The following is a 19,896-nucleotide window of genomic DNA, read 5'->3' as shown; positions in this document are numbered from 1 at the left end:
GCTGCAGTCCGCTGATGTAGCGTCCCATTCCTGGGGCGAGATAGGCATTGACAGCGACGGTGGAGGCGCGCTCGTACTCGCGGAATTCGGGAAGAATCTCGTGTGCGAGCGAAATGGGCAAGCCGAGCTTGCGCAACGCGCCGGCGACAGCCTGTTCGTTGCGGACGTTCGCGAAGGAAAAGAGGAGGGAAACGGCAATGGCATCGGGCCGCGCTGCTGCCAGCGAGACCACTAGGTCTTGCAAGTCCTCGGCGCTGGGAGATTTCAGAATTTCACCAGTTGCCGAGGTTCGTTCGGCGACGCCAAAGCGCAACTCCGCGGGCACCAGCGCGGGATCCGGAACCATGAACCAGTCGTACAAGCGCGGGCGCGCCTGACGTCCGATGGCGATAGTGTCTTCGAAACCCTCGGTGGTCACGAAAGCCACACGCGCTCCTTTGCGCTCCAGCAAGGTGTTGGTGCCGACAGTGGTTCCATGGCGGACTTCCGGCTTTGCGCCGGGGCTGATTTTCCGGAGCGCGGCAACGATTGCATCCGACGGATTGGCCGCTGTGGAGAAGACTTTCAGGACCTGGATCTTGCGGTCACGCAGGAAGACGCAATCGGTAAAGGTCCCGCCGGTGTCAACGGCAATTCTCATGGTGGCTGGCGGTTCGTGGCTACTTGCTAGAGTACTGCCGTTTCCTCCAGCAGCCTTCCGCTTGCGAAGCGGTTCAGGCTCAGCAATTCCGGGTTCACGATATTGGTGCTGCCGGTCAGGATCAAGTCAGCGAGAATCTTTCCGGTTGAGGGTGCGTGCATCACGCCGTGCCCGCTGAAGCCGTTGGCGAGGAAGAAGCCGCGCACTTCGTCTACTGGGCCGAGAATGCAGTGATGATCGGGCGAGACTTCATAGAGTCCGGCCCAGGCACGTTTGGGATTCACCGCCAGGTTTTCAAAGACGGGTACGCGGTCGGCGGCGCGGGTCAGGATTTTCTCGATGAAAGCGGGCTCAAAATCGGTTTTAAAGCCGGGCGTCTCTTCCGGGTCATTCCACGCCAGGAGGAAACCAAGCGACTCGGGACGGAAATGAAAACCGTTGCTCATGTCGATGATCATGGGCGCGGTGTGCGGGAATTGGTCGAATGGTTCAGTGGGCACCAGCATTCTACGCAGCGGAACCACCGGCAACTCGATCCCGGCCATGGCGGCGATCTCGGATGCCCATGGGCCGGCGGCGTTGACGACGACGCGCGTTTCCACAGGGCCGCGCGTGGTCTCTACGGCCGTTACGCGCGTACGCTCAACTCGGATTGCTGACACGGTCGCGTTCTTCCAAATCCGCGCGCCGTGTTCCACGGCCCATGTCGTGAAGCCGATCATGGCGCTGTAGGGATCAACAAAGCCGTCGGTGGAGCAAAAGCTGCCGCCGACGATGTCGTCGCCGCGCAACTGCGGGTAGAGGGAACGGATTTCGCCCGCGGAAACCAGCCGCGCCGTCTTCAGACCCAGAGCAATCTGCCGCTCCAGGTTGGAGCGGACATAGTTCATGTGCGACTCGCGCGTGGCCATGAACAAATATCCCTGGGGGCGGTAGCCGCACGGAAATCCGAGGGTTTCATCGAAGGCGGCATAAAAGGGAATCGAGTACAGCGACATCTGGATGTTGACCGGAGTGGCGAATTGCGCGCGGACGCCGCCCATGCTCTTGCCGGTGGAACCTTTGCCCTGCGAAGTTTCGCGCTCGATCACCAGCACATTGCGGCATCCGGCAGCAGTCAGATGATAGGCAATGCTGGACCCGACAATCCCTCCGCCGATAATGACAACGTCCGCGGTTTCCATTCGTGGGTTCCCGTCCAAGCCCCAGTGCAAAGCGTTCGTGGAAGTTGCAATCCTAGCTCATCCCGTTCCGGCTGTTGCTGGCACCACCTAAGTGACAGGAAATAAAGGTCGAATCTGTAAGAATCACTTCCCAAAAGGAGACCGTTGTGTATCCTCTCTCACCGTGATGGTGCGATTGGCGCACCTCTCGTCTGCGTGGTAGCAAGAAAGAATTCAAAATGCCCTACAAGGACCCAGAGTGTAAGCGCCAGTTAGAACGAATCGCCGCCGTCCAGTATCTTCTCCCGCTAACCCCCGCGACTCGATCACAAATACATGTGCTCCGAGTCACAGCCCTTTCGTACAACGATGCCCATTATGGCCCTGTTTTGCGGGACCCGTTTCGGGCTCATGTTTATTCCAATACAAACAAAGGAGGTCGGGCGCAGCCGGCTATGAGGTCCATATCGGGAGTCTTCCTCGTTTTAATCTTCGCGACGGCCCTCGCCGGCGCACAGTCCAACTCCGCCGCTCCACAGGCCAACGCGAAACCTGCCGCAAAATCTGACGGCGATTACGTCGGCATGGACACCTGCGTCGCCTGTCACGAGGGCCAGCAAAAGTCGTACGTCAATACCGTCATGGGTAAGTCCATGGCGCATCCCAAAACGCCGTGGGAAGCTCGTGGCTGCGAAGCTTGCCACGGGCCGGGTAAGGCTCACGTGGAAGCCGGTGGCGGCAAGGACACCATTCCTGTCCGCTTCACCAAGGATTCCAAGAACTCGGTGGAGGAGCAGAACTCGGCTTGCCTCACCTGCCACTCACGCGGCAATCGCATCTTCTGGCGCGGCAGCCCGCACGAGTCGCGCGCCATTGCCTGCATCAACTGCCATCAGGTCCACTACGGAAATCCGGGCCGCCGATACGATAAGCTTACCTCCGAGGCGCGCTATAGCCAGCCGCTCACCGAAGTCAGCGGGGTGAAGAAGCCCCAGCCTGAACTCTGCCTGGATTGTCACCAGATGCGGCGCGCACAGTTGCAGCGCTCCTCGCACATGCCGTACCGTGAAGGCAAGGTCACCTGCACCAGTTGTCATAATCCCCACGGCACGCCCAATCCGAAACAGCTCATTCAGGCCACCGTCAACGAGAACTGCCTCTCATGTCACACCGAGCGGAGAGGGCCGTTCCTCTGGGAACATCCCCCGGTGATGGAAAACTGCGCTAACTGCCATGAAGCGCACGGCACTAACAACCCGCAATTGCTGAAAGTGCGGATGCCACGGGTTTGCGATTCCTGTCACGTGACCAGCCGTCACCCCACCACACCCACGCTGCTCCCTGCAATCCGCGACTTCAACCGCGGTTGTACCAATTGTCATTCCCAGATCCACGGGTCTAACCACCCGTCCGGAAATATGTTTTTGCGCTAAGGAGGAAGAAGAGCAATGAAAAAAACAAAGCAACTTACGCTGGTTGTGCTGCTCGCACTTCTGCTTCTTCCCGCGGCGCTTTACGGGCAAGAAGAAAAGGTCCCACTTGGCAGCGTCGAGTTTGGCGTCCGGCATTCCTGGGGCGACGTCTACGGCCGCCCTGATCTGCCATTCAGTCCCGACATTTTTACCTCGAAATACAGCGAGTATCGCGACATCCGCAACGGCTTCGTGGTCCCCAGGTTCTTCGTCAATCTGGATAATGTGCTAGGGTCGAAGATGTATTTGAACGCGCAGTCGCAAAGCACGTTCTACAAGAACCAGAGCTACTTGACGACCTTGGGTGAATACGGCAAGTTCAAGGTCCAGTTCCGCTACGACGAGATACCGCACACTTACTCCAACACCACGCGAACCCCCTATGTGCTTACCGGCCGCGGGGTGTGGACGTTGTCGCCGGCCCTGAAGACGTCGTTGACGGCGGCGTCAGCCATCGGCACGGCAATCCAGATCAATAACAACCTGCCGCCGCTAGTGGCTACGCAACTGGTTCCCGGCGAAACTTTCATCGTGCCCGCCATTGTCCGCAAGGGTGGGACGGGCCTGATCAGCTACAACATCACCCCTGACTTCAACATCTCGATCTTGTACACGCGCGAAAACCAGGTGGGGACGCGGCCCATTGGACTGCTCTTCAACCCAAGCCCCAGCGCGAGCGCCAATAGCCTGTCTTCCGGGCTCACTGGTACGGCAGCAAACCCTCTGCCAAGTCCCGGTACGGGCGTCGAGCTTCCCGAGACGATCGACTATTTCACCAACACCGTGAAACCGTCGATCGAATACGGCAAGCAGAGCTGGGTGGTGCAGGTCGGTTACACTGGGTCGTTTTTCACAAACAATACCCCATCCATGGTTTTCGACAACCCGTTTGCCACCGCGGATGTTCCTGTGTTGACCTTTGCCCCGGGCCAGAACGGGTGTACGGGCACGTCTCGGTGTTCCATTGGCGCCGTTCCCGCCCACGGACAGGTGGATCTTTATCCCGACAATCATGCGCACTACCTGAACTTTGCCGGCGCCTTCGACCTCGGCAAGTACGTGCGCATTCAGGGTACAGTCAACCCCGGCTGGCTGCGCCAGAATGACCCTTTCCTTCCCTACACGGCGAACACCGCGATCACCGTTGGGGCGCTTCCGGCGCCCCGCCTGGGAGGCCAGAAGCAGACACTGGCCATGAACTGGACGGCCATACTGAAGCCTGTCAAGAGTGTCGAACTGGCGGCCAAGTATCGCCATTACGACTACAACAACAACACTCCCAGTCGCGCATTCACGCCCATTCTGGGTGACACTATCGGGGCGAACGCCACCGCAACAGGCCAGTTAACTCCGGGCGATCCCACGGTCACGTCCGGCAGTGGCGCCACCGAGATCAACAGTCCCTTTGGCTATAACCGCAAGACTTTCGAGGTGAGTGGCGACTGGTTTTTCGCCACTCGCAGCACGGTCAAGGTCGGCTACGAGCGCGAATGGATGGACCGTAGCCATCGTGACGCCGCCCATTCCACCGAGAATTCCTTCTTTGGCGGCGTTGACTGGAGTCCGACCCGGGACCTGCTGTTCCGCGTGTCGGGGCGGCACCAGGATCGCAAGCCGGAGGAATACCAGGATAGGGAAGCGTCCTTTATCAATGCTGCCGGGGTGGAGGTGGAAGTTCCCTGTTCCGATACCACCACCACAGCCTTTACCAGCGAGCAACGGTGTCACCGCCGGTTTGATGAAGCTTCCCGGCTGCTGAACCGGGCTGATGTCATGGTGCAGTACAATCTTCAGAAATTCACCTTCACCGGCAGTTTCCAGACCATCCAGAACGACTTTAACCGCAAAGGTGGCGTCAACAGTGCCGTCCCGCTCAACCCTACCCCCACCGGGGGCCAAGGAACAACCGTTGGTCCATACTATCTCTACGGTGCGTTGAAGGACCTGTCGTTCATCTACGCCGTTGATGGTAGTTACGCGTTTTCGAAGAACCTCTCGTTGTTTGCCGAGTATGCCCACGAGAGGTACCACAAGCGCATGGTCTCGCGAAACCGCGCGCCCACCACTGGCGTGCAGACCATCCTCACCTGTAACGGATGCGACACCAGCAACAATGATTGGTCAAGCATCTATCGCGACATTTTTGACACGTATACAGCAGGCATAGATGCTTCGGCCAGCAAGAAGATCAACATTTCGACTTACTATTCTTTGTCGGCGGGAACCGGCAATGTCCTCACCTCGTGGCTGGGCGACTCCAGAATCATCAATACCGCTGCTGGGGCGACTTCGCTTTCGTGTGCTCCCTCCAGGCCAGATTGCTTCACTCTGGTTAATACAAGCGCAGCTACGTCCTATCCCCAAACCACTACCCGCATGCACGAGCTGGCGGTTGTCTTCAAGTACAAGCTAAGCAAGAGCTTCGTGCCCAAGTTTGAGTACCGCCTCCAGCAGTTCGACAACAAGGACTACCAGACTTCGGCCATGACGCCTTACATGGGTTGCATCAGCCCCCAGGCGCCCTTCACCGGGTCGGCGGCAGCAAATCTGGTCGGTGCCCCATGCAACGTCAGGCTACTGGCCAACTCCCCAACAGTTAATCCTGCAACTCCGGCTTTTACGTCCAGCCCCTTCTATCCGTATTTCGCGGTGGGCGACAACTCCGCAGCCAGATACCTGTTCCTCGGGGTCGACCAGCCCTCGTACCGTGTGCACTACATCGCGGCCACACTCGAGTACCACTTCTAAGCTTGGCCTGTAACGAGTGGGATGGGTCATGGTGCCCATCCCACGTACAGTGGGCGCTCATGCTACTGCCGCCGGCTTCCACGGCTCGAAACTTGCTATTGGACTATCAGGAGACCACGAACTCCGGTTACGCCAACATTTCCTTTCAGCCGGTCAAGCGGGTGACCCTGACCCTGGGCTATGAAATCACCGGCGATAACGGACACACCAGGTGGCTGCGCGCCGACAATGGCACACAGCTCCTGGTTGTCGGTGATGTGTTCGGTAACGCACCGGCTCTTGCCGGAAGTAATCCATTGGGTCTGGCTTGTCCTTCCAACGCACCGCAAGTCGGGACCGTGAGCGGGGCGCCGACCTGTGCCTTCGTCGGTCCGTTTCCGGATCAGCCGCTCGGCCCGCAGGCCATCAACTGGCACAAGGCTCATTTGGGCATTGCCTACGAGGTGGTCAAAGGGGTCCAGTTCAAGGGCGTGTGGAGCTACTACGACTACAACTCGAAGGATGAGGCCGCAAGCCTGGGGCTCCTGCGGGTGGTCGCTCCTCGAGACTTCCACGCGAACGTCGGAACGCTGTCGTTGAAGTACAGCTTCTAGGCCGAGGGGGCTGTTGGTATCCGACTTCTGACGGCCACGTTCAGTTGTGGCAATCGAGTACACTGTTGCGGCAAGCCCCCATTTCTCGAGGACGCAACAGCGAAAGTTTTGAAGCGCATCGCCATTGTTGCCACGCATCCGATTCAATACCAGGCCCATTGGTTTCGCGCGCTGGCGGCACATCCGGATCTGGACCTGGAAGTTTTTTTCTGCCACTACGCCACGCCCAAGGAGCAGGCGGAGGCGGGGTTCGGCGTCGAGTTCGACTGGGACATTCCGCTCCTCGACGGCTACCCGCACCGGTTCCTCAAGAACATCGCCACGACGCCTTCGCTGGACCATTTCGGCGGGCTGGACACGCCGGAGATTCGCGACCTCATTCGTCAATGCCGTCTCGATGCGGTGATCAATTGCGGCTGGAATCGCAAGAGTTACTGGCAGTCCATTTTCGCTTGCCGGCAAAGCGGTACACCGGTGATGGTGCGCAGCGATTCCCATCTGCACACCGAACGGCCGGCGCTAACGGCGGCGGCCAAGTGGCCCGTGTACCGCCTGTTCATACCCCGCATGGACGCCTGCCTGGCCGTCGGCCAGTGGGCACGCGATTACTTTCTTCACTATGGCGCCCGGCGCGACCGCATTTTTTTAGTTCCCCATTCGATTGACGAGCGCTGGTTCGGCGAGCATGTCGCGCGCCTTCTCCCGCAGCGGGCACAGACTCGCGCCGAGTGGCGACTGCCGCCAGATTGTGTCGTGTTTCTCTGGGCGGCGAAATTCATTGGTCAAAAGCGTCCGCTGGATTTCTTGCGGGCGCTGGAGTTGGCCGCACGCAGTGGCATACGGGTACACGGGTTGATGGCTGGAGATGGGCCGCTGCGGGCCGAAGCGGAGGCGTTCGCTCGAGAGCGCGGGGCGCCGGTGACATTCACCGGGTTTTTGAATCAGAGCGAGATGGTGAAGGCCTATGTGGCCTGCGATGCACTGGACCTTACCTCCGGCGGTGAAACTTGGGGCCTGGTGGTAAATGAAGCCATGGCATGCAGCCGCCCATGCATTGTTTCAGACAAAGTCGGTTGCGGCCCGGATCTCATCACGCCATCGACGGGCGCGACCTACCCGGCCGGTCATGTGGAAGCGCTCTTGGCGCGCATGGCATCGTTCGCCGCCGATCGTGAACGTCTGCGGCGAATGGGCGAAGCAGCCGCGCGTCGAGTGGCCGAGTACTCGACGGCAGTGGCGGTCAGCGGGGTTGTGGAAGCAGTCCATTCCGTCCGCCGGCGGTGAGGCGGATGCTCGAACCGCCACCGAGCGGTTTTCGTTTCCGGCCGATATTCAACTGAATACCGAGTCTTGAATCAGCAAAGGGTGGGGCGTGAACCATGCTACGATTCGAAAACTTCGGTGGCAGCTTCCGGCGATTGACAGTCGACCCTGCCGGAGTTTGCCGGAGGACCCTTTAAAGATCGCGATGCGACCTCGGCTAGCGCCAGCGTTACAGCGGCATATGATCGGGTCCGGCGTGCGCTCGGATACAAGCCGCCGTTACACGCCGGTGCCGGTTCTCGTCACCTTCTTTCTGTGGCTGACGCGCGGCAACAGCGTCACCTGGCTACAAGCACTGCTGTCTCTGCTTCTGCTTCAAATCGCCTGGGGCGCATGGATTGCGTGGAAGGCGAAGCCTGCCGCAGAAAAACATTTTCCAATTTTTGCCTGCATTGCGGGTATGTTCTGGCTGGCGTATGGCGTGCCGCTGTTCTGGAGTCGAGCGGAGAGTTGGCGATTCTCCGGCGGGTTTGTTACTCCGCAAGGCATAGTTCGCGCCCAATTACTGGCTTTGCTGGGAGTGGCATCGATTTACGCGGGCATGCATCTGGGCGCCGGAAGGCGTCTGCGGCGAATGCCGACCCTCCACCTGCGCGATTCGCGTAGCTCTGCCAAGCTGCTGGTCGCGATGATGCTGATGGGGACCGTCGTGCGTTACTTTCCGTCTGCGGTGCTCGTCTTTGGCGCTTCCCTGAAACAGGTGTTGGTGATTCTCGTCAACATTGTTCCGCTGATTGCCTACGCGATTATGCTGCGGCGCAGTTTGATGAGACCCGTACCCGGTTATGAGCGCGCAATGCTGGTGCTATTCGTCGCTACGACGTTCCTGACGGGCTTGTCCACGGGATGGATAGGTACCGGCGCTACCATCATTATGGTCACGGGATGCGTAGTTATCGATGCTCGCCATAGCGTCCCCAAGGCTGCGATTGTTGCAGTGTTTGCATACGTTTTATTCCTGCAGCCGGCGAAGGAGGAGTTCCGGGCGAATACCTGGTATTCCTCCAACCCGTCCGGGGGCGACGTATCACGGGCGGCAAATTGGCTGAGGATGTCGCGGGACGCGTGGGAAAGCGCGTTGGTCAATTCCGATACGAATGCACTTCGCCTTCAAATTTACAGTTCCATGAACCGCTTTTCGTTGTTGCAGCCGACGGCCAACGTGGTGGATCTGACGCCCGCCATAATTCCGCACCAGGGTTGGAAAATGTATACCTACATGGCGACCACGCTGATCCCGCGAGTGATCTGGCGCGACAAGCCGACGGTCAACGACGCCAACCGCTTGTACCAGGTGCTCTACGGCATCACCTCGGAGCGGGGATTAGACGGAGTATCGATTTCGGTGGGCGTGCTGGCGGAGAGTTACATCAGTTTCGGATGGTTTGGAGCCGCTGTCGTGATGATGTTTATTGGCCTTGTCTTTGACTGTCTTGGCGCTTTGATGCTGAGCCGCAGTTCCGGCGTTCTGATGAAGGGGGTTGGCTTTGCCTTGCTGCCGGGTTTCGTGGCCCTGGAATCCCAGATGTCCCAGTATCTGGGTGGAGTGGTGCAGAATGTTTGCCTCAGCATTCTGATTCTGTTGCCCGTCGCGCAAGTCACCCGAGCGCGGCTGCCGCAAAGAAGGTTTGCGCGGCGCCCGGTGAGGGCGGTCGTGCCATCGGCGAGCTCGCCCCTGGGGAGTCCCACGGTTATCAGCAAATGACGATCGCGACCGAGCCTGCACCGTTGATTGGAAGGACCGGACGAAACAACATTTCGTTAAGCCTGCCTCCGCAGGGCCGCTCCAAAGCCATCATCTGGGCACTACTGGCGCCGGTTTGCCTGGTGTACGCCCTCCCCTTGCTGATCTCGCTGGCGCAGAGTGGAAAAATCCCGCCAGTGTTCCGTCCAGACGAAACCATTTACATGGTGCGCACCTCCGCCGCGATGCGCGGTGACCCGCTCGGGAATCCGTACATCGCGGGATACGATGCCGCACCCAAGTATCTGCCGGAACTGTCGGAGAGGGCGGTGGCAATCGCCGGCCGAATTTTGCGACTAAACATCGTGGAAATTGCTGCGGCGTTCCGTGTTTTGCAGCCGGCGGCTATTTTCCTGGGAGTGGCTTGGGTCAGCCTGGCTTTGGATCTCACACCGGTCATGGCTGCGCTCGCCGGAGTTCTGACGGTGCTTGGCCCCTCGATGGGCATGCTGCACTTCCACCGCGCTGGACTTCCTGCGTTCCTGCGCTACACGAGGTTTCTCAGCGCCGGGTTCCACACGGCCGTTTTCGTCGCAGTCCTTGGCCTGGTGGCCCTCTGTTGGAATCGTCCAAATCATTTTCGGGCGGTGACGGCAGGGCTTGCGGTGGGAGCGGTATTTTACCTGCCGATCTTTTACTGGAGTGTGCTCTGGGCGGGAGTGATTGGGTTGGCAATACTAAGCCGGGCAGAGCGTCGAAGCTGTTTGTTGGTCATGGCCGGCGTGAGTCTGGTCCTTGCCTTGCCGATGCTGGCGAGCTCCGTGCGCACGGGAGCGAACCCGCTGGTCCAGGAGACGCTTCACCGTGCTCCGACTTTGACGATGTTGCCTGGGCGGCATCTGGAGTTCGGCATCGCCCCGCACTTGGCGCTATGTGCAGCCGGCGCCGTAGTGGCATGGCGGCTGCGTCGGCGGGCCAAGGTTTTCCTGTTTCCGTTTGCATTTTTCGTGGCGAGTGTGCCGTTGCTGCTGCAGAACCTGATCACGAACCGGCAAATTCAGGCGTACCACTTCGTCGACGCGTTGAACCCGCTGTGGGCGATCATGGCGGCTGCGGTGCTTGCGCAGTTCAGGCCTAAGAAGGTCCTGGTGGCGTCAATTTTCGCCCTGGTGATCGGATTTGGGGCGTCGGAGCAAGTGGTCGACTATCTGCGGCTGCGGAGCATCGTCGGCGCGGACGAGGCAGCTTGGGCTCCGGACTGGCGCATGCCTCACACTCTAGAGTGGCTGCAAGAGAGCACACCGCCTGGTTCAGTAGTGATGGCTTCTTCCCCGGTGATGGAAATTTTGCCCATCTTCACGCACAACAAGGTGTACTGGGCTGACTTTGCGCGCCAGCATGTTATGCCGACCGGCGAAACCGATACGCGAAGGCTGGAGGCGCGGCGGTGGACGGCGACGGAGCCGTTGACCTATCGGGTCGATTATTTCTTGCAAGCCGGAGCGAAGTGTTCGCAGATCGCGCCGTCATGGATACGATTTCGCGACGCCGGCGAGAGTACATGCGTGTGGCAGCGCCCGAAGTAATGCACTATGTTGCGTAGGTTTCAGTACAAGCCGAGTGACTGGGCCCCGCTGGCAGCCGCGGTCTACTCGTTCGGACTGTTCGCGATTGTGCTCTCGCTGCTGACGCCGTTTCTGATTCGCGCCGCGGGATACGCGGACAATTTCGACTACCTGGCGATCGCGCGCGCTCTGCGCACGCACGATTTTTCCCACGTTCAACCGAGGGTATTCTGGGGTTACTCCTACGCCATCGCCTGCGTGAGCGCCCTGTTTCGACTGCCCGACGAATTGTCGCTGGTGATCGTCTCAATCGCGAGCTCGGTTGCCGCCGTGCTTCTTTGCCAACGGTTGTGGGGAATGGCAGTTGCGGTGTGGTTCACAGCCGCTAATTTTTGCTGGATCAAAGGCTCCATGCTGGGAGGCTCGGATACCCTGGCAGTGGCACTGGTTTTTGCCGCGTTCCACGAAGCGCGGCTGGAGCGTTGGTACCGGGCGAGCCTTTTCGCCGCCATGGCAACGATTGTCCGACCGGCGCCGGGCTTCATCGCGCTGCTCGCCATCGGCGCCACCCTGCTCTGGCGAAGGCAGTGGAGAACAGCAGCGGCTTGCACCGCGATCGGATTCGTCATGGCAGTCGGTTACATGATTCCGCAGTACGTGATTTACCACGATCCGCTCATGCACTGGCATTCCTACTCGCGGTTCGATTGGAAAGCAGCGTCGCCCATCACGCTGCCGTTGCTTCCCCTCGCGCAAGGCATCCGCGAATACTTATCTGCGCAACCTGTGACCAACATTGTTTGGACGGCCATTTGGGTTTTGTTCACGATCGCGACACTCGTCCTCATGATCAAGAATGGTAAAGAGCAGCGGCGGGATTTTCCGGTCGAGTGGGGCTTCGGAATCGGCTATGCGGTATTTCTCCTGGCGTACAATTCACCGCACTGGCTGAAGGCCGAGTATCCGCGTTTCGTTTTGCCGCTGGTGCCCCTCGGTATCCGGGAGTTCTCGAAACAGGCTGAGGCGTTGATCCCTGCTTTTCCGCTCTACGCGACGGTGAGCGCGATCCTGGGCGCGGCTTCGGCGATGAATGTGCGCAAAGCCATGGCGACTTTCCACGGCCTGCTGCGTTAGCTCACGGGTACCTGCTGGTTTCCTTGCAGAGCTGACCAGATTTGCCATGCTATGATTCGCAGCAACTTGGGTTGAGACAATCTTGATTCACCAGCGTTATAAGGATCTGTATTTCCTCGGCCTCTCCAAGGCCACGTTGCCGAACTATTACCTTCGGCGAACGCTATCCCGAATCCGCGGCACCAATGGCCGCCCGGTCCATCTTCATCTTGGATGCGGGCCAAATTATCTTCCCGGGTTCGTCAACGTGGACGCCAACCCGGGGCACAAAATCGATCTCTGGCTTGACGTGCGCAACGGGCTTCCTTATCCCGACGGCAGCGTTGCTTCCATCTATACCACTCACGTGCTGGAGCATTTCTTCCCCGACGAATTAGCACGGCTGCTGGCGGAGTGTTATCGCGTGCTTCGTTCCGGCGGCGGCATGCGCATCATCGTGCCCAGCTTGCGCACCGCGATTGAGGCCTACAACCGCCGCGAGGTCAACTGGTTCAGCGCGCAGTTCCCGCGGCCATACGATTCCCTGGGCGGGCGTTTCGTGAACTTCATTTTCTGCGATGGCCAGCATCGCAGCGCGTTTGACTTTACCCACATGCAGGAAATGCTGCGTCGTGCCGGCTTTGCCGAGGTGACCGAAACGGCGGAAGGACAAAGCGTCCTCTACGGCGACAAGGTTTTATCCTACGATCCTGGCGACCGTGAAGGCTTGCCGCGGTCCCTGTACGTCGAGGCATTTAAGAAATAAATCGTGTCCTTGCGGCTCCCAGCCCGACACTCTGACACTAAAACTCCAGGTGGAGTCGCAACCCGGGCACAATCACGGGTCCACGATCGCGGTTGTAGCCGGGGTTGTTGATGTGTTGTAGGTCGATCCCGGCGTAAACTCCGCGCCAGAGGTGAGCCGTGTAGAAGCTCTCGACAATGCTTTCTCGGCCGTAATTCAGGCCGCCATCGCCCAATAAGAAGCCGAGTCCGCCAAGGGCGAGGTAGCGCTGGTGGTCGCGCGCAATGCCGTTGCTGACAAAAGCCAGGCCCATCCGGTCGTACTTGCGACGCCAGCGTTCGCCATCCAGGCGGAACCCGCCAAGCACCGTCAAGTCCACTTCGGTGTATGCGTACGATTCGGTCTTTCCATTATTCCATCCGAAGCGCGCAAATGCCGTCAGTCCGGCGGCGACCTCCTGCTCCAGGTTCATGCCGAACCCGTATTTGCGCGTGACTTGCTGCGAATGTGCGGTGATATCAGGCACTGGGTCAATGCCGGCAAGGAAACGATCCACCGCCTCGCGATACCGCCCCATGTTGGCCTCATTCGTATAGGCGAGCACACGGATGGTTCCAGCTTTGGCGGGAATGAGGCCGCGCCGGAGTTGGAATTCAAAATTCTCGGAGTGAGCTCGCCGCAGATTCCATGACAGATCAACGCCATTCGCGACCTTTGGCAGTAATCCTTCGGCAAAACGAAACCCCCAGCTGCCCGCCTCGTAATCCGCCACTACTCCCCAGGTGTAGCCGCGCGTCTCGGCGGGGTAGTCGTAGGCGCCGCTGTTATCTATGGTCCAGTTCAGGAATTGAAAATGGCTGTCGCCGGCGGCGGAATTCATATCAAAAAAATCCACCATGCTGAACTTGCCAATGCGAAGTTCAATCCGTCGCTTCGGCAAGGTGGTGAACAGGGAGAGCGGATTGCGCTCGCTTTCCACGGTCTCGCTGCCGAGCGCGATGATTTTGTGGAACACCGCGCGAGCCAGATACGGAGCCTTGCTCAGCTCGGGGTTTCGAACCACGTCCAGGTTGGTGAAGCCGGCGAGCCCCAGGGCCGAACTGATGCCGGTGCCGCCGGTCTCCTCTACATCCACCAGCACTTCGGTCGACTGGTTGAGCTCGACACCAGTATTGAGGGTCATGACACGAGAGATGGCTTTCTCGTAGCGCGGCAAGAGACTGTTGGCGCCGGTATAGGCTGCATGAAATGGCGGATTAGTCTGGTAGACGAAATTCATCTGCCCGGAGACATAAAACCGGCTCCGGTCAGAGTGCGGGAACATCGAAGGCGGATCTGTTGGAGCTGTTGTATCGGTTTCTTGTGCAGCGGGTTTATGTTCGTCGTCGTCGTTTTGCAGTGGGGACAAGTCCCCCAGAGCTGCGCAGGTGGAGGGGGCAATGTTCCAATCAGAAGCGCCCGGCGGAACATTCTGGTTGGTTTGCGCTACGACCATCGGCCAGGAGAGCGCGACAAATATGACGACGACATAAACTCGCACGAAATCTCCTTGTGGCTTGGCCCCGCGCCGTTCGGCTAAAAACGATGACCTCATTGCAGAAGCAGGATGTCAGAATCCTTGGATTTTTAGGACGTCAAAAGTCTGTTAAGTTTACCTGAGGCGCAAGGCTCGAGATTGCGAGAAGCAGCCAGGCGGACGGATTTTGCTGCCGCTGAAATGCAAGCGTCGCGAAGACCTCGGGAGTGTTGTGCGCAGGAAACTTGTCTGCGAGAATTCGCGGCCATGTTCGGACGTTGGGGGACTCATGGATCGAATCGTTGTCGCGGTCATGTTGCTTTGCTCGTCGTTGTTAGCGCAATCTCAGCCGAAGTTCGACGGCCAAAGCTGGTGGAACTACGTAAAGGTGCTTGCCGCCGATGACATGGAAGGACGCGAAACCGGCAGTGAAGGCCTGCGCAAGGCGGAAGCATATGTCGTGCAGCAGTTGCAAAAGGACGGGCTGCCGGCGGCGGGAAGCAACGGCTATTACCAACCGGTGAAGTTGCGGAGCAAAGCGATTGATGAAAGCCAGTCGAGCATCACCCTGGTGCGAAACGGCAAGGACGAACCGCTGGTGCTGGGAGAGGACGCGATGTTCAGCACGAGCGTGGACCTGGCGCCCGAGGTGAATGCCCCGCTGGTGTTCGTTGGATACGGACTGCGGGTGCCGGAGGCGAAGTATGACGACTTCGCCGGGCAAGACGTACGCGACAAGGTTGCGGTGTTGATTGCCGGCTCGACGTCGGATATGTCCTCTGCATTAGCGGCGCACTACCAGTCGACAGCGGAACGACGCAAGGCGCTGATGGACGCAGGCGCCCTGGGGACGATCTACATTCCGAATCCTGCCTCCATGGACATTCCGTGGTCACGGATGCGGCTGGCGCGCACGCGTCCGAGCATGGCCCTTGCAGATCCCGCTCTGAATGACGCGGCGGGCGTGAAGATTGCTGTCATTTTTAATCCCGAGCGAGCCGAGAAGCTGTTCGAAGGCTCCGGGCACACCTTTGCGGAAATCGCGGCGCTGGCAAAAGATCGCAAGCCGATGCCGCACTTCCCGCTCCAGGTCAGCCTGAAATCAAAGGCGAAGATGACAGTCGCGGAAGTTGAGTCGGCAAACCTGGTGGCGAAGTTGCCGGGATCGGACCCGAAGTTGAAGGACGAATACGTGGTGCTCACGGCGCATATCGATCATCTGGGCGTGGGCGAGCCCATCAACGGAGACAAGATTTACAACGGCGCGATGGACAACGGATCGGGATCGGCGGTTTTGCTCGACCTGGCCAACGCATTGTCAAAGGTCAAGCTGCGCCGGTCTCTGCTGTTCGTGTGGGTAACAGCGGAAGAAAAGGGTCTGCTGGGATCGCGCTATTTTGCGGCAAACCCGACGGTGCCGAAGAAGCATATTGTCGCGGACCTTAATACCGACATGTTTCTGCCCATCTTTCCCATGAAGTCAGTGACCGTGTATGGATTGGCGGAGTCGGATCTCGGCGACATGGCGACCAAGGTGGCGGAGCAGCAAGGTCTGCGCGTGCATCCCGATCCGGAGCCATTGCGCAATGCTTTTATCCGCAGCGACCAGTACAGCTTTATCCGCCAGGGAGTGCCGTCGCTGGCAATGAAAGTCGGGTTTGAGCCGAACTCGCCCGAGGCAGCCAAGGCGAAACAGTGGCTGACACAACGGTATCATGCGCCCTCGGATGACACGAATCAGCCGGTGGACCTGGAGGCGGCGGGGAAATTCGAGGACGTACTGAGCAGCCTGACGATCATGGTGGCGAACGCCGACGAGCGGCCGAGATGGAAACAGGAGAGCTTCTTCCGAAGGTTTGCGAAATAAATTCTGCATTCAAGGGAGAAAACGCGTGTTGCTCCTGCGCCCGCCATCTTGATCTCTCGTATGTTCGCTGGCTGTTCTTAGTCGAATCGAAATACGCAACCGGTCTATCTGGGAGCTTCCGCCAGGGGAAGCCAGACTTGAAATCGCGTATCGCCTGGGCTTGATGTGACCTGAATGTTGCCTCGGTGCTTCCTTACGATTCGCTGCACTGTATCGAGCCCCAGCCCAGTGCCCTCGCCGACTGCCTTGGTGGTGAAGAAAGGCTCAAAAATATGCGACTTAATCTCGGGCGGAATTCCTGGCCCGTTGTCGCCGATCTCAACGAGTACGCAAGCGTCCTCTCGACAGGTCCGAACTCGAAGCTCGCCCTTTTCCCCCATCGCGTCGATGGCGTTGTCAATGATATTGGTCCATACCTGGTTGAGCTCGCTGCCAAACGAATTCACCAGCAGTGGAACCTGCTCGTAGTCGCGCCGCACCCCGACGCCGCGGCGTTTGAGCTTGTGGTTCAGAATCGTAAGCGTATTTTCAAGACTTTTGACAATGTCTACGTTCTGGAGAGGCGACTGGTCCATGAACGTGTATTCCTTGATCGCCTGCACCAGCTCCGAGATCCGCGAAGTGCTGCTTTCGATTTCATTCAGCAGGGTCGCCACGTCCAGCGACGCCGCAATCCTCACCAGCGCAGCTCGCGCCGTATCTGGCTCGAGTGTCGCAAAGAGCGACTCCAAGACTGCCGGCCTGATATTCCTGCGCGCCAGATCGGACGCCAGTTGCCAGAGGTCGTTCTGCCCGTGATTGTGCAACCACGCTTCAATCTGCTCTTCCAAGTCGCTAATCGTCAGGGCATCCGGCGGGGGCTCGTCCCGCGTGGTGAGGGAAGCTTCCAACTTTTCGATTTCCGCCTTTTGCATCGGCGTCAGCTCGCGCCGTCCTAACTCGTGACTCGTATCCCTGATACGTTTCAGAATGTCGCGTAATTGACTGGTGGCACGTTTGGCGGCGGAGGCGGGATTGTTGAGTTCATGCGCCAGCCCAGCCGAAAGTTTACCCAGCGCAGCCAGCCGGTCGCGTTGCTGTTCGATGCGGGTGACTTCGCGGATCCTGTCGGACATCACCCCGACCAGCCGCTTGGTTAACTCCGGCATCTTCTGCACCAGTTCTGCAAAAAGTGCGGACGGAAAACGCAAAAGGCGGCTGGCGGTGAGTGCGCGTCCGGTTACCTTGGCCTGCGTCATCCTCGAAAACGGCAGCGCGCCGGTCACTTGGCCCGCGTTGACCGGAATCACGACAGTCTCGCCGGCAAAATCTCCTCGCACCTGGAGTTCTCCCTCCAGAATCACAAACATCGCCGCCGCCGGGTCGGTTGGCCGCACGTACGTGTCCCCGGGTTTGAGATACAGCTCCTCTGACTGGCTGAGGAACCAGGCAAGCTGATCCTCAGGCAGTCCGTCGAATGCCGGAACGCGAAGTAATTCTGATGCCGTGACCATTTAGACCTTGCTCAAATACTGATGGATGAACTGCACGGCCACCGATCCTTCACCCACTCCGGAAGCCACGCGCTTAACCGACCCATGGCGTACATCGCCCACCGCAAACACTCCCGGCACATTGGTCTCCAGCAGGAACGGATCCCTATCCAGGGTCCATCCCTTGATACGTTCTCCGTCGCGCATGAGGTCGGGGCCGGTCAGGATGAAGCCACGTTCGTCTCGCTCTACCACCTCTCCCAGCCAAGTGGTTCGCGGCAGGGCTCCAATAAAGATGAACATAGCGCTGGCCGGCACACGCTCCGTTTTGCCAGTGTCCGAACACAAAACCGAAATTTCCTCCAGGTGCGTGTCGCCATGCACTTCGGCCACGCTGGCATGGGTCCACAACCGAATGTTCGATGTCTCCTTGACCTGATCGATCAGGTACTGTGACATGGTGCTGGCGAGCGACGTTCCGCGCACCAGGATGACCACGCGTTCGGCGTACTTGGAGAAGTTCATGGCGGCCTGTCCCGCCGAATTCGCGCCGCCCACCACATACACAATCTCGCCCTTGCACGACAGCGCTTCGGTTGAGCCTCCACCGTAGTAAACGCCGGCCCCCTGCAAGCGCTCAATTCCCGGAGCGTCCAGTCGCCGCCACTGGACGCCGGCAGCAATCATCAATGCGTGACAGGAGAGTTCGTTGCCGTCCGCCAGCTTGATAATCCGGTACGGTCCCTCGATGCGTATGCCCACGGCTTCCTGCGGCGACAGAATCTCGACCCCGAATCGCTGCGCCTGGGTTACCGCGCGACGCGCCAAGTCGCCTCCGCTGAGTCCGCTCGGGAACCCCAGGTAGTTTTCGATACGCGAGCTCATTCCCGCCTGTCCTCCCGGCGCTTCGCGCTCGATCACCACCGTGTGAAGTCCTTCGGATGCGCCATAAACCGCCGCGGCCAGTCCGGCCGGTCCTCCACCCACGATGGCCAAGTCGTAAAAGTCAGTCTGCGCCCGCGTCCGCAATCCGATCTTTTGCGCTACGTCCGCCGGCACGCTCTCCAGCAGCTTGCTTCCGTCGGGAAACAATACGACCGGCAGATTCGCCGCCTCCGGACCGAGCGCCTCCAGCAACCTCTTGGTTTCCGGATCGTTGGCGGAAAGCTCCACGTCAATCCATTGATATGGAACATGGTTGCGCGCCAGGAAATCCCGTAATTCATACGCGCGTGGCGACCATCGCGTGCCCAGCAACCGAATGCCCTCGAATGTTGGCCGGTACGAAGCCTGCCAGTCGTCGAGCAAATCATCCAACTGCGGATAGAGGTGCTCTGTCGGTGGATCCCACGGCTTGAGAAAAAAATAGCTGATATTGGCTTCATTGATCGCGCTGATCGCGGCATTGGTATCGGCATACGCGGTCAACAACGCACGCTTCGCATCGGGGAAAATCCGGGTTGCTTCCTGCAGAAAATTGACCCCGTCCATGTGCGGCATGCGTTGATCGGCAAGCAGCAGGGCCACGTTGTCATTCCGGACCTTGAGTTGTCGGAGAAGATCCAGCGCGCCTTCGGGAGAATCGCTCCCCATCACTCGGTATTCGGCGCCGTATTGCGATCGAAGATCACGCTCAATTGACCGCAGCACGTCTGCGTCGTCGTCGACACTGAGCAAAATTGGTTTCGCCATGTCGGCCTCGGCTTTCGTGTCGGACGTCGGGGGTCCAGGGCAACCGCAGACTAGTTAGATACAAAAGACCGCAATACGTCGCAGATTGCGCCCCACGCGCCGGCACCCGCATCATCTACCGCTTTCACTTTCTCGCGTAATGGGACCGGCAGTGCCGGTTACTTCCGTGCGATTTCGCGTGCTCATTGATGGACACCCACCAGGCGCCGCGCACGGGGTTGACGTAGATGACCAGGGCAACGGCACGGTTACCGAGCCGCGGATGTATCAGTTGATCCAGCAACCGAAGCCCACCGTTGCTCG

The 19,896-nt window shown here is 59.2% G+C and carries 14 protein-coding genes; 9 read left to right on the top strand and 5 right to left on the bottom strand.

The genetic code is table 11. The features are described from left to right. Together VFI82_02780 and VFI82_02775 are read right to left on the bottom strand one after the other, a co-directional pair. Positions 1 to 640: hydantoinase/oxoprolinase N-terminal domain-containing protein (locus tag VFI82_02780; GenBank protein ID HET7183579.1), on the bottom strand; the 640-nt coding region annotated here is incomplete at its 3' end. A gap of 26 nt (positions 641 to 666) precedes the next feature. After that, positions 667 to 1,824: an FAD-dependent oxidoreductase gene (locus VFI82_02775; GenBank protein ID HET7183578.1), complete on the bottom strand. Its 1,158-nt coding sequence runs from the start codon at positions 1,822 to 1,824 to the stop codon at positions 667 to 669. Positions 1,825 to 2,258: 434 nt separating this feature from the next. On the opposite strand from VFI82_02775, the gene VFI82_02770 reads away from it, so the two are divergent. From VFI82_02770 to VFI82_02735, 8 genes are all read left to right on the top strand, one after another. Continuing rightward, entirely contained in the window at positions 2,259 to 3,236 is a 978-nt protein-coding gene (locus VFI82_02770; GenBank protein HET7183577.1) for a DmsE family decaheme c-type cytochrome, read from the top strand. 15 nt (positions 3,237 to 3,251) lie between these two features. Then, the gene (locus VFI82_02765) at positions 3,252 to 6,023 is read left to right on the top strand and encodes an MtrB/PioB family outer membrane beta-barrel protein (protein ID HET7183576.1); all 2,772 of its coding nucleotides are present in this window, start codon (positions 3,252 to 3,254) and stop codon (positions 6,021 to 6,023) included. Positions 6,024 to 6,121: 98 nt separating this feature from the next. Beyond that, positions 6,122 to 6,616 (top strand): hypothetical protein, encoded by a 495-nt coding sequence (locus VFI82_02760; GenBank protein ID HET7183575.1) that lies wholly within the window; start codon positions 6,122 to 6,124, stop codon positions 6,614 to 6,616. 108 nt (positions 6,617 to 6,724) lie between these two features. Continuing rightward, complete coding sequence (locus VFI82_02755) at positions 6,725 to 7,900, top strand: glycosyltransferase family 4 protein (protein ID HET7183574.1); 1,176 nt, start codon at positions 6,725 to 6,727, stop codon at positions 7,898 to 7,900. A gap of 220 nt (positions 7,901 to 8,120) precedes the next feature. After that, positions 8,121 to 9,644: a hypothetical protein gene (locus tag VFI82_02750; GenBank protein HET7183573.1), complete on the top strand. Its 1,524-nt coding sequence runs from the start codon at positions 8,121 to 8,123 to the stop codon at positions 9,642 to 9,644. A gap of 203 nt (positions 9,645 to 9,847) precedes the next feature. After that, on the top strand, positions 9,848 to 11,209 hold the full coding sequence (locus VFI82_02745) for a hypothetical protein (GenBank protein ID HET7183572.1): 1,362 nt from the start codon (positions 9,848 to 9,850) through the stop codon (positions 11,207 to 11,209). Positions 11,210 to 11,215: 6 nt separating this feature from the next. Next, on the top strand, positions 11,216 to 12,322 hold the full coding sequence (locus VFI82_02740) for a hypothetical protein (GenBank protein HET7183571.1): 1,107 nt from the start codon (positions 11,216 to 11,218) through the stop codon (positions 12,320 to 12,322). A gap of 82 nt (positions 12,323 to 12,404) precedes the next feature. After that, positions 12,405 to 13,067 carry a methyltransferase domain-containing protein gene (locus VFI82_02735; protein ID HET7183570.1) on the top strand — a complete coding sequence of 221 codons (663 nt, stop codon included), beginning with the start codon at positions 12,405 to 12,407 and terminating at the stop codon, positions 13,065 to 13,067. A gap of 37 nt (positions 13,068 to 13,104) precedes the next feature. Here the strand turns inward: VFI82_02735 and VFI82_02730 are convergent, their stop codons facing one another. After that, positions 13,105 to 14,586: a carbohydrate porin gene (locus VFI82_02730; protein ID HET7183569.1), complete on the bottom strand. Its 1,482-nt coding sequence runs from the start codon at positions 14,584 to 14,586 to the stop codon at positions 13,105 to 13,107. 265 nt (positions 14,587 to 14,851) lie between these two features. On the opposite strand from VFI82_02730, the gene VFI82_02725 reads away from it, so the two are divergent. Continuing rightward, positions 14,852 to 16,429, top strand: coding sequence for a M28 family metallopeptidase (locus VFI82_02725; protein HET7183568.1), 1,578 nt, complete (start codon positions 14,852 to 14,854; stop codon positions 16,427 to 16,429). Between the two features lie 104 nt (positions 16,430 to 16,533). On the opposite strand, the gene VFI82_02720 is transcribed toward VFI82_02725, so the two are convergent. Beyond that, positions 16,534 to 17,922, bottom strand: coding sequence for an ATP-binding protein (locus VFI82_02720; protein HET7183567.1), 1,389 nt, complete (start codon positions 17,920 to 17,922; stop codon positions 16,534 to 16,536). Beyond that, positions 17,923 to 19,593, bottom strand: coding sequence for an FAD-dependent oxidoreductase (locus tag VFI82_02715; protein ID HET7183566.1), 1,671 nt, complete (start codon positions 19,591 to 19,593; stop codon positions 17,923 to 17,925). It lies immediately after the preceding gene. Between the last annotated feature and the right edge of the window lie 303 nt (positions 19,594 to 19,896).

This window comes from Terriglobales bacterium (genome assembly GCA_035691485.1).
In the GTDB taxonomy this organism is placed as follows: Bacteria; Acidobacteriota; Terriglobia; order Terriglobales; family Acidobacteriaceae; genus JAIQGF01.
The sequence above is the reverse complement of the archived record's forward strand: the minus strand, read 5'-3'. Positions and strand labels throughout refer to the sequence as shown.

Bases quoted from the DNA above. Each gene is read 5' to 3' on its own strand.
- VFI82_02775 (HET7183578.1), bottom strand. From the start codon at position 1,824: ATGGAAACCGCGGACGTTGTCATTATCGGCGGAGGGATTGTCGGGTCC.
- VFI82_02770 (HET7183577.1), top strand. From the start codon at position 2,259: ATGAGGTCCATATCGGGAGTCTTCCTCGTTTTAATCTTCGCGACGGCC.
- VFI82_02765 (HET7183576.1), top strand. From the start codon at position 3,252: ATGAAAAAAACAAAGCAACTTACGCTGGTTGTGCTGCTCGCACTTCTG.
- VFI82_02750 (HET7183573.1), top strand. From the start codon at position 8,121: ATGATCGGGTCCGGCGTGCGCTCGGATACAAGCCGCCGTTACACGCCG.
- VFI82_02745 (HET7183572.1), top strand. From the start codon at position 9,848: ATGGTGCGCACCTCCGCCGCGATGCGCGGTGACCCGCTCGGGAATCCG.
- VFI82_02740 (HET7183571.1), top strand. From the start codon at position 11,216: ATGTTGCGTAGGTTTCAGTACAAGCCGAGTGACTGGGCCCCGCTGGCA.
- VFI82_02725 (HET7183568.1), top strand. From the start codon at position 14,852: ATGGATCGAATCGTTGTCGCGGTCATGTTGCTTTGCTCGTCGTTGTTA.
- VFI82_02720 (HET7183567.1), bottom strand. From the start codon at position 17,922: ATGGTCACGGCATCAGAATTACTTCGCGTTCCGGCATTCGACGGACTG.
- VFI82_02715 (HET7183566.1), bottom strand. From the start codon at position 19,593: ATGGCGAAACCAATTTTGCTCAGTGTCGACGACGACGCAGACGTGCTG.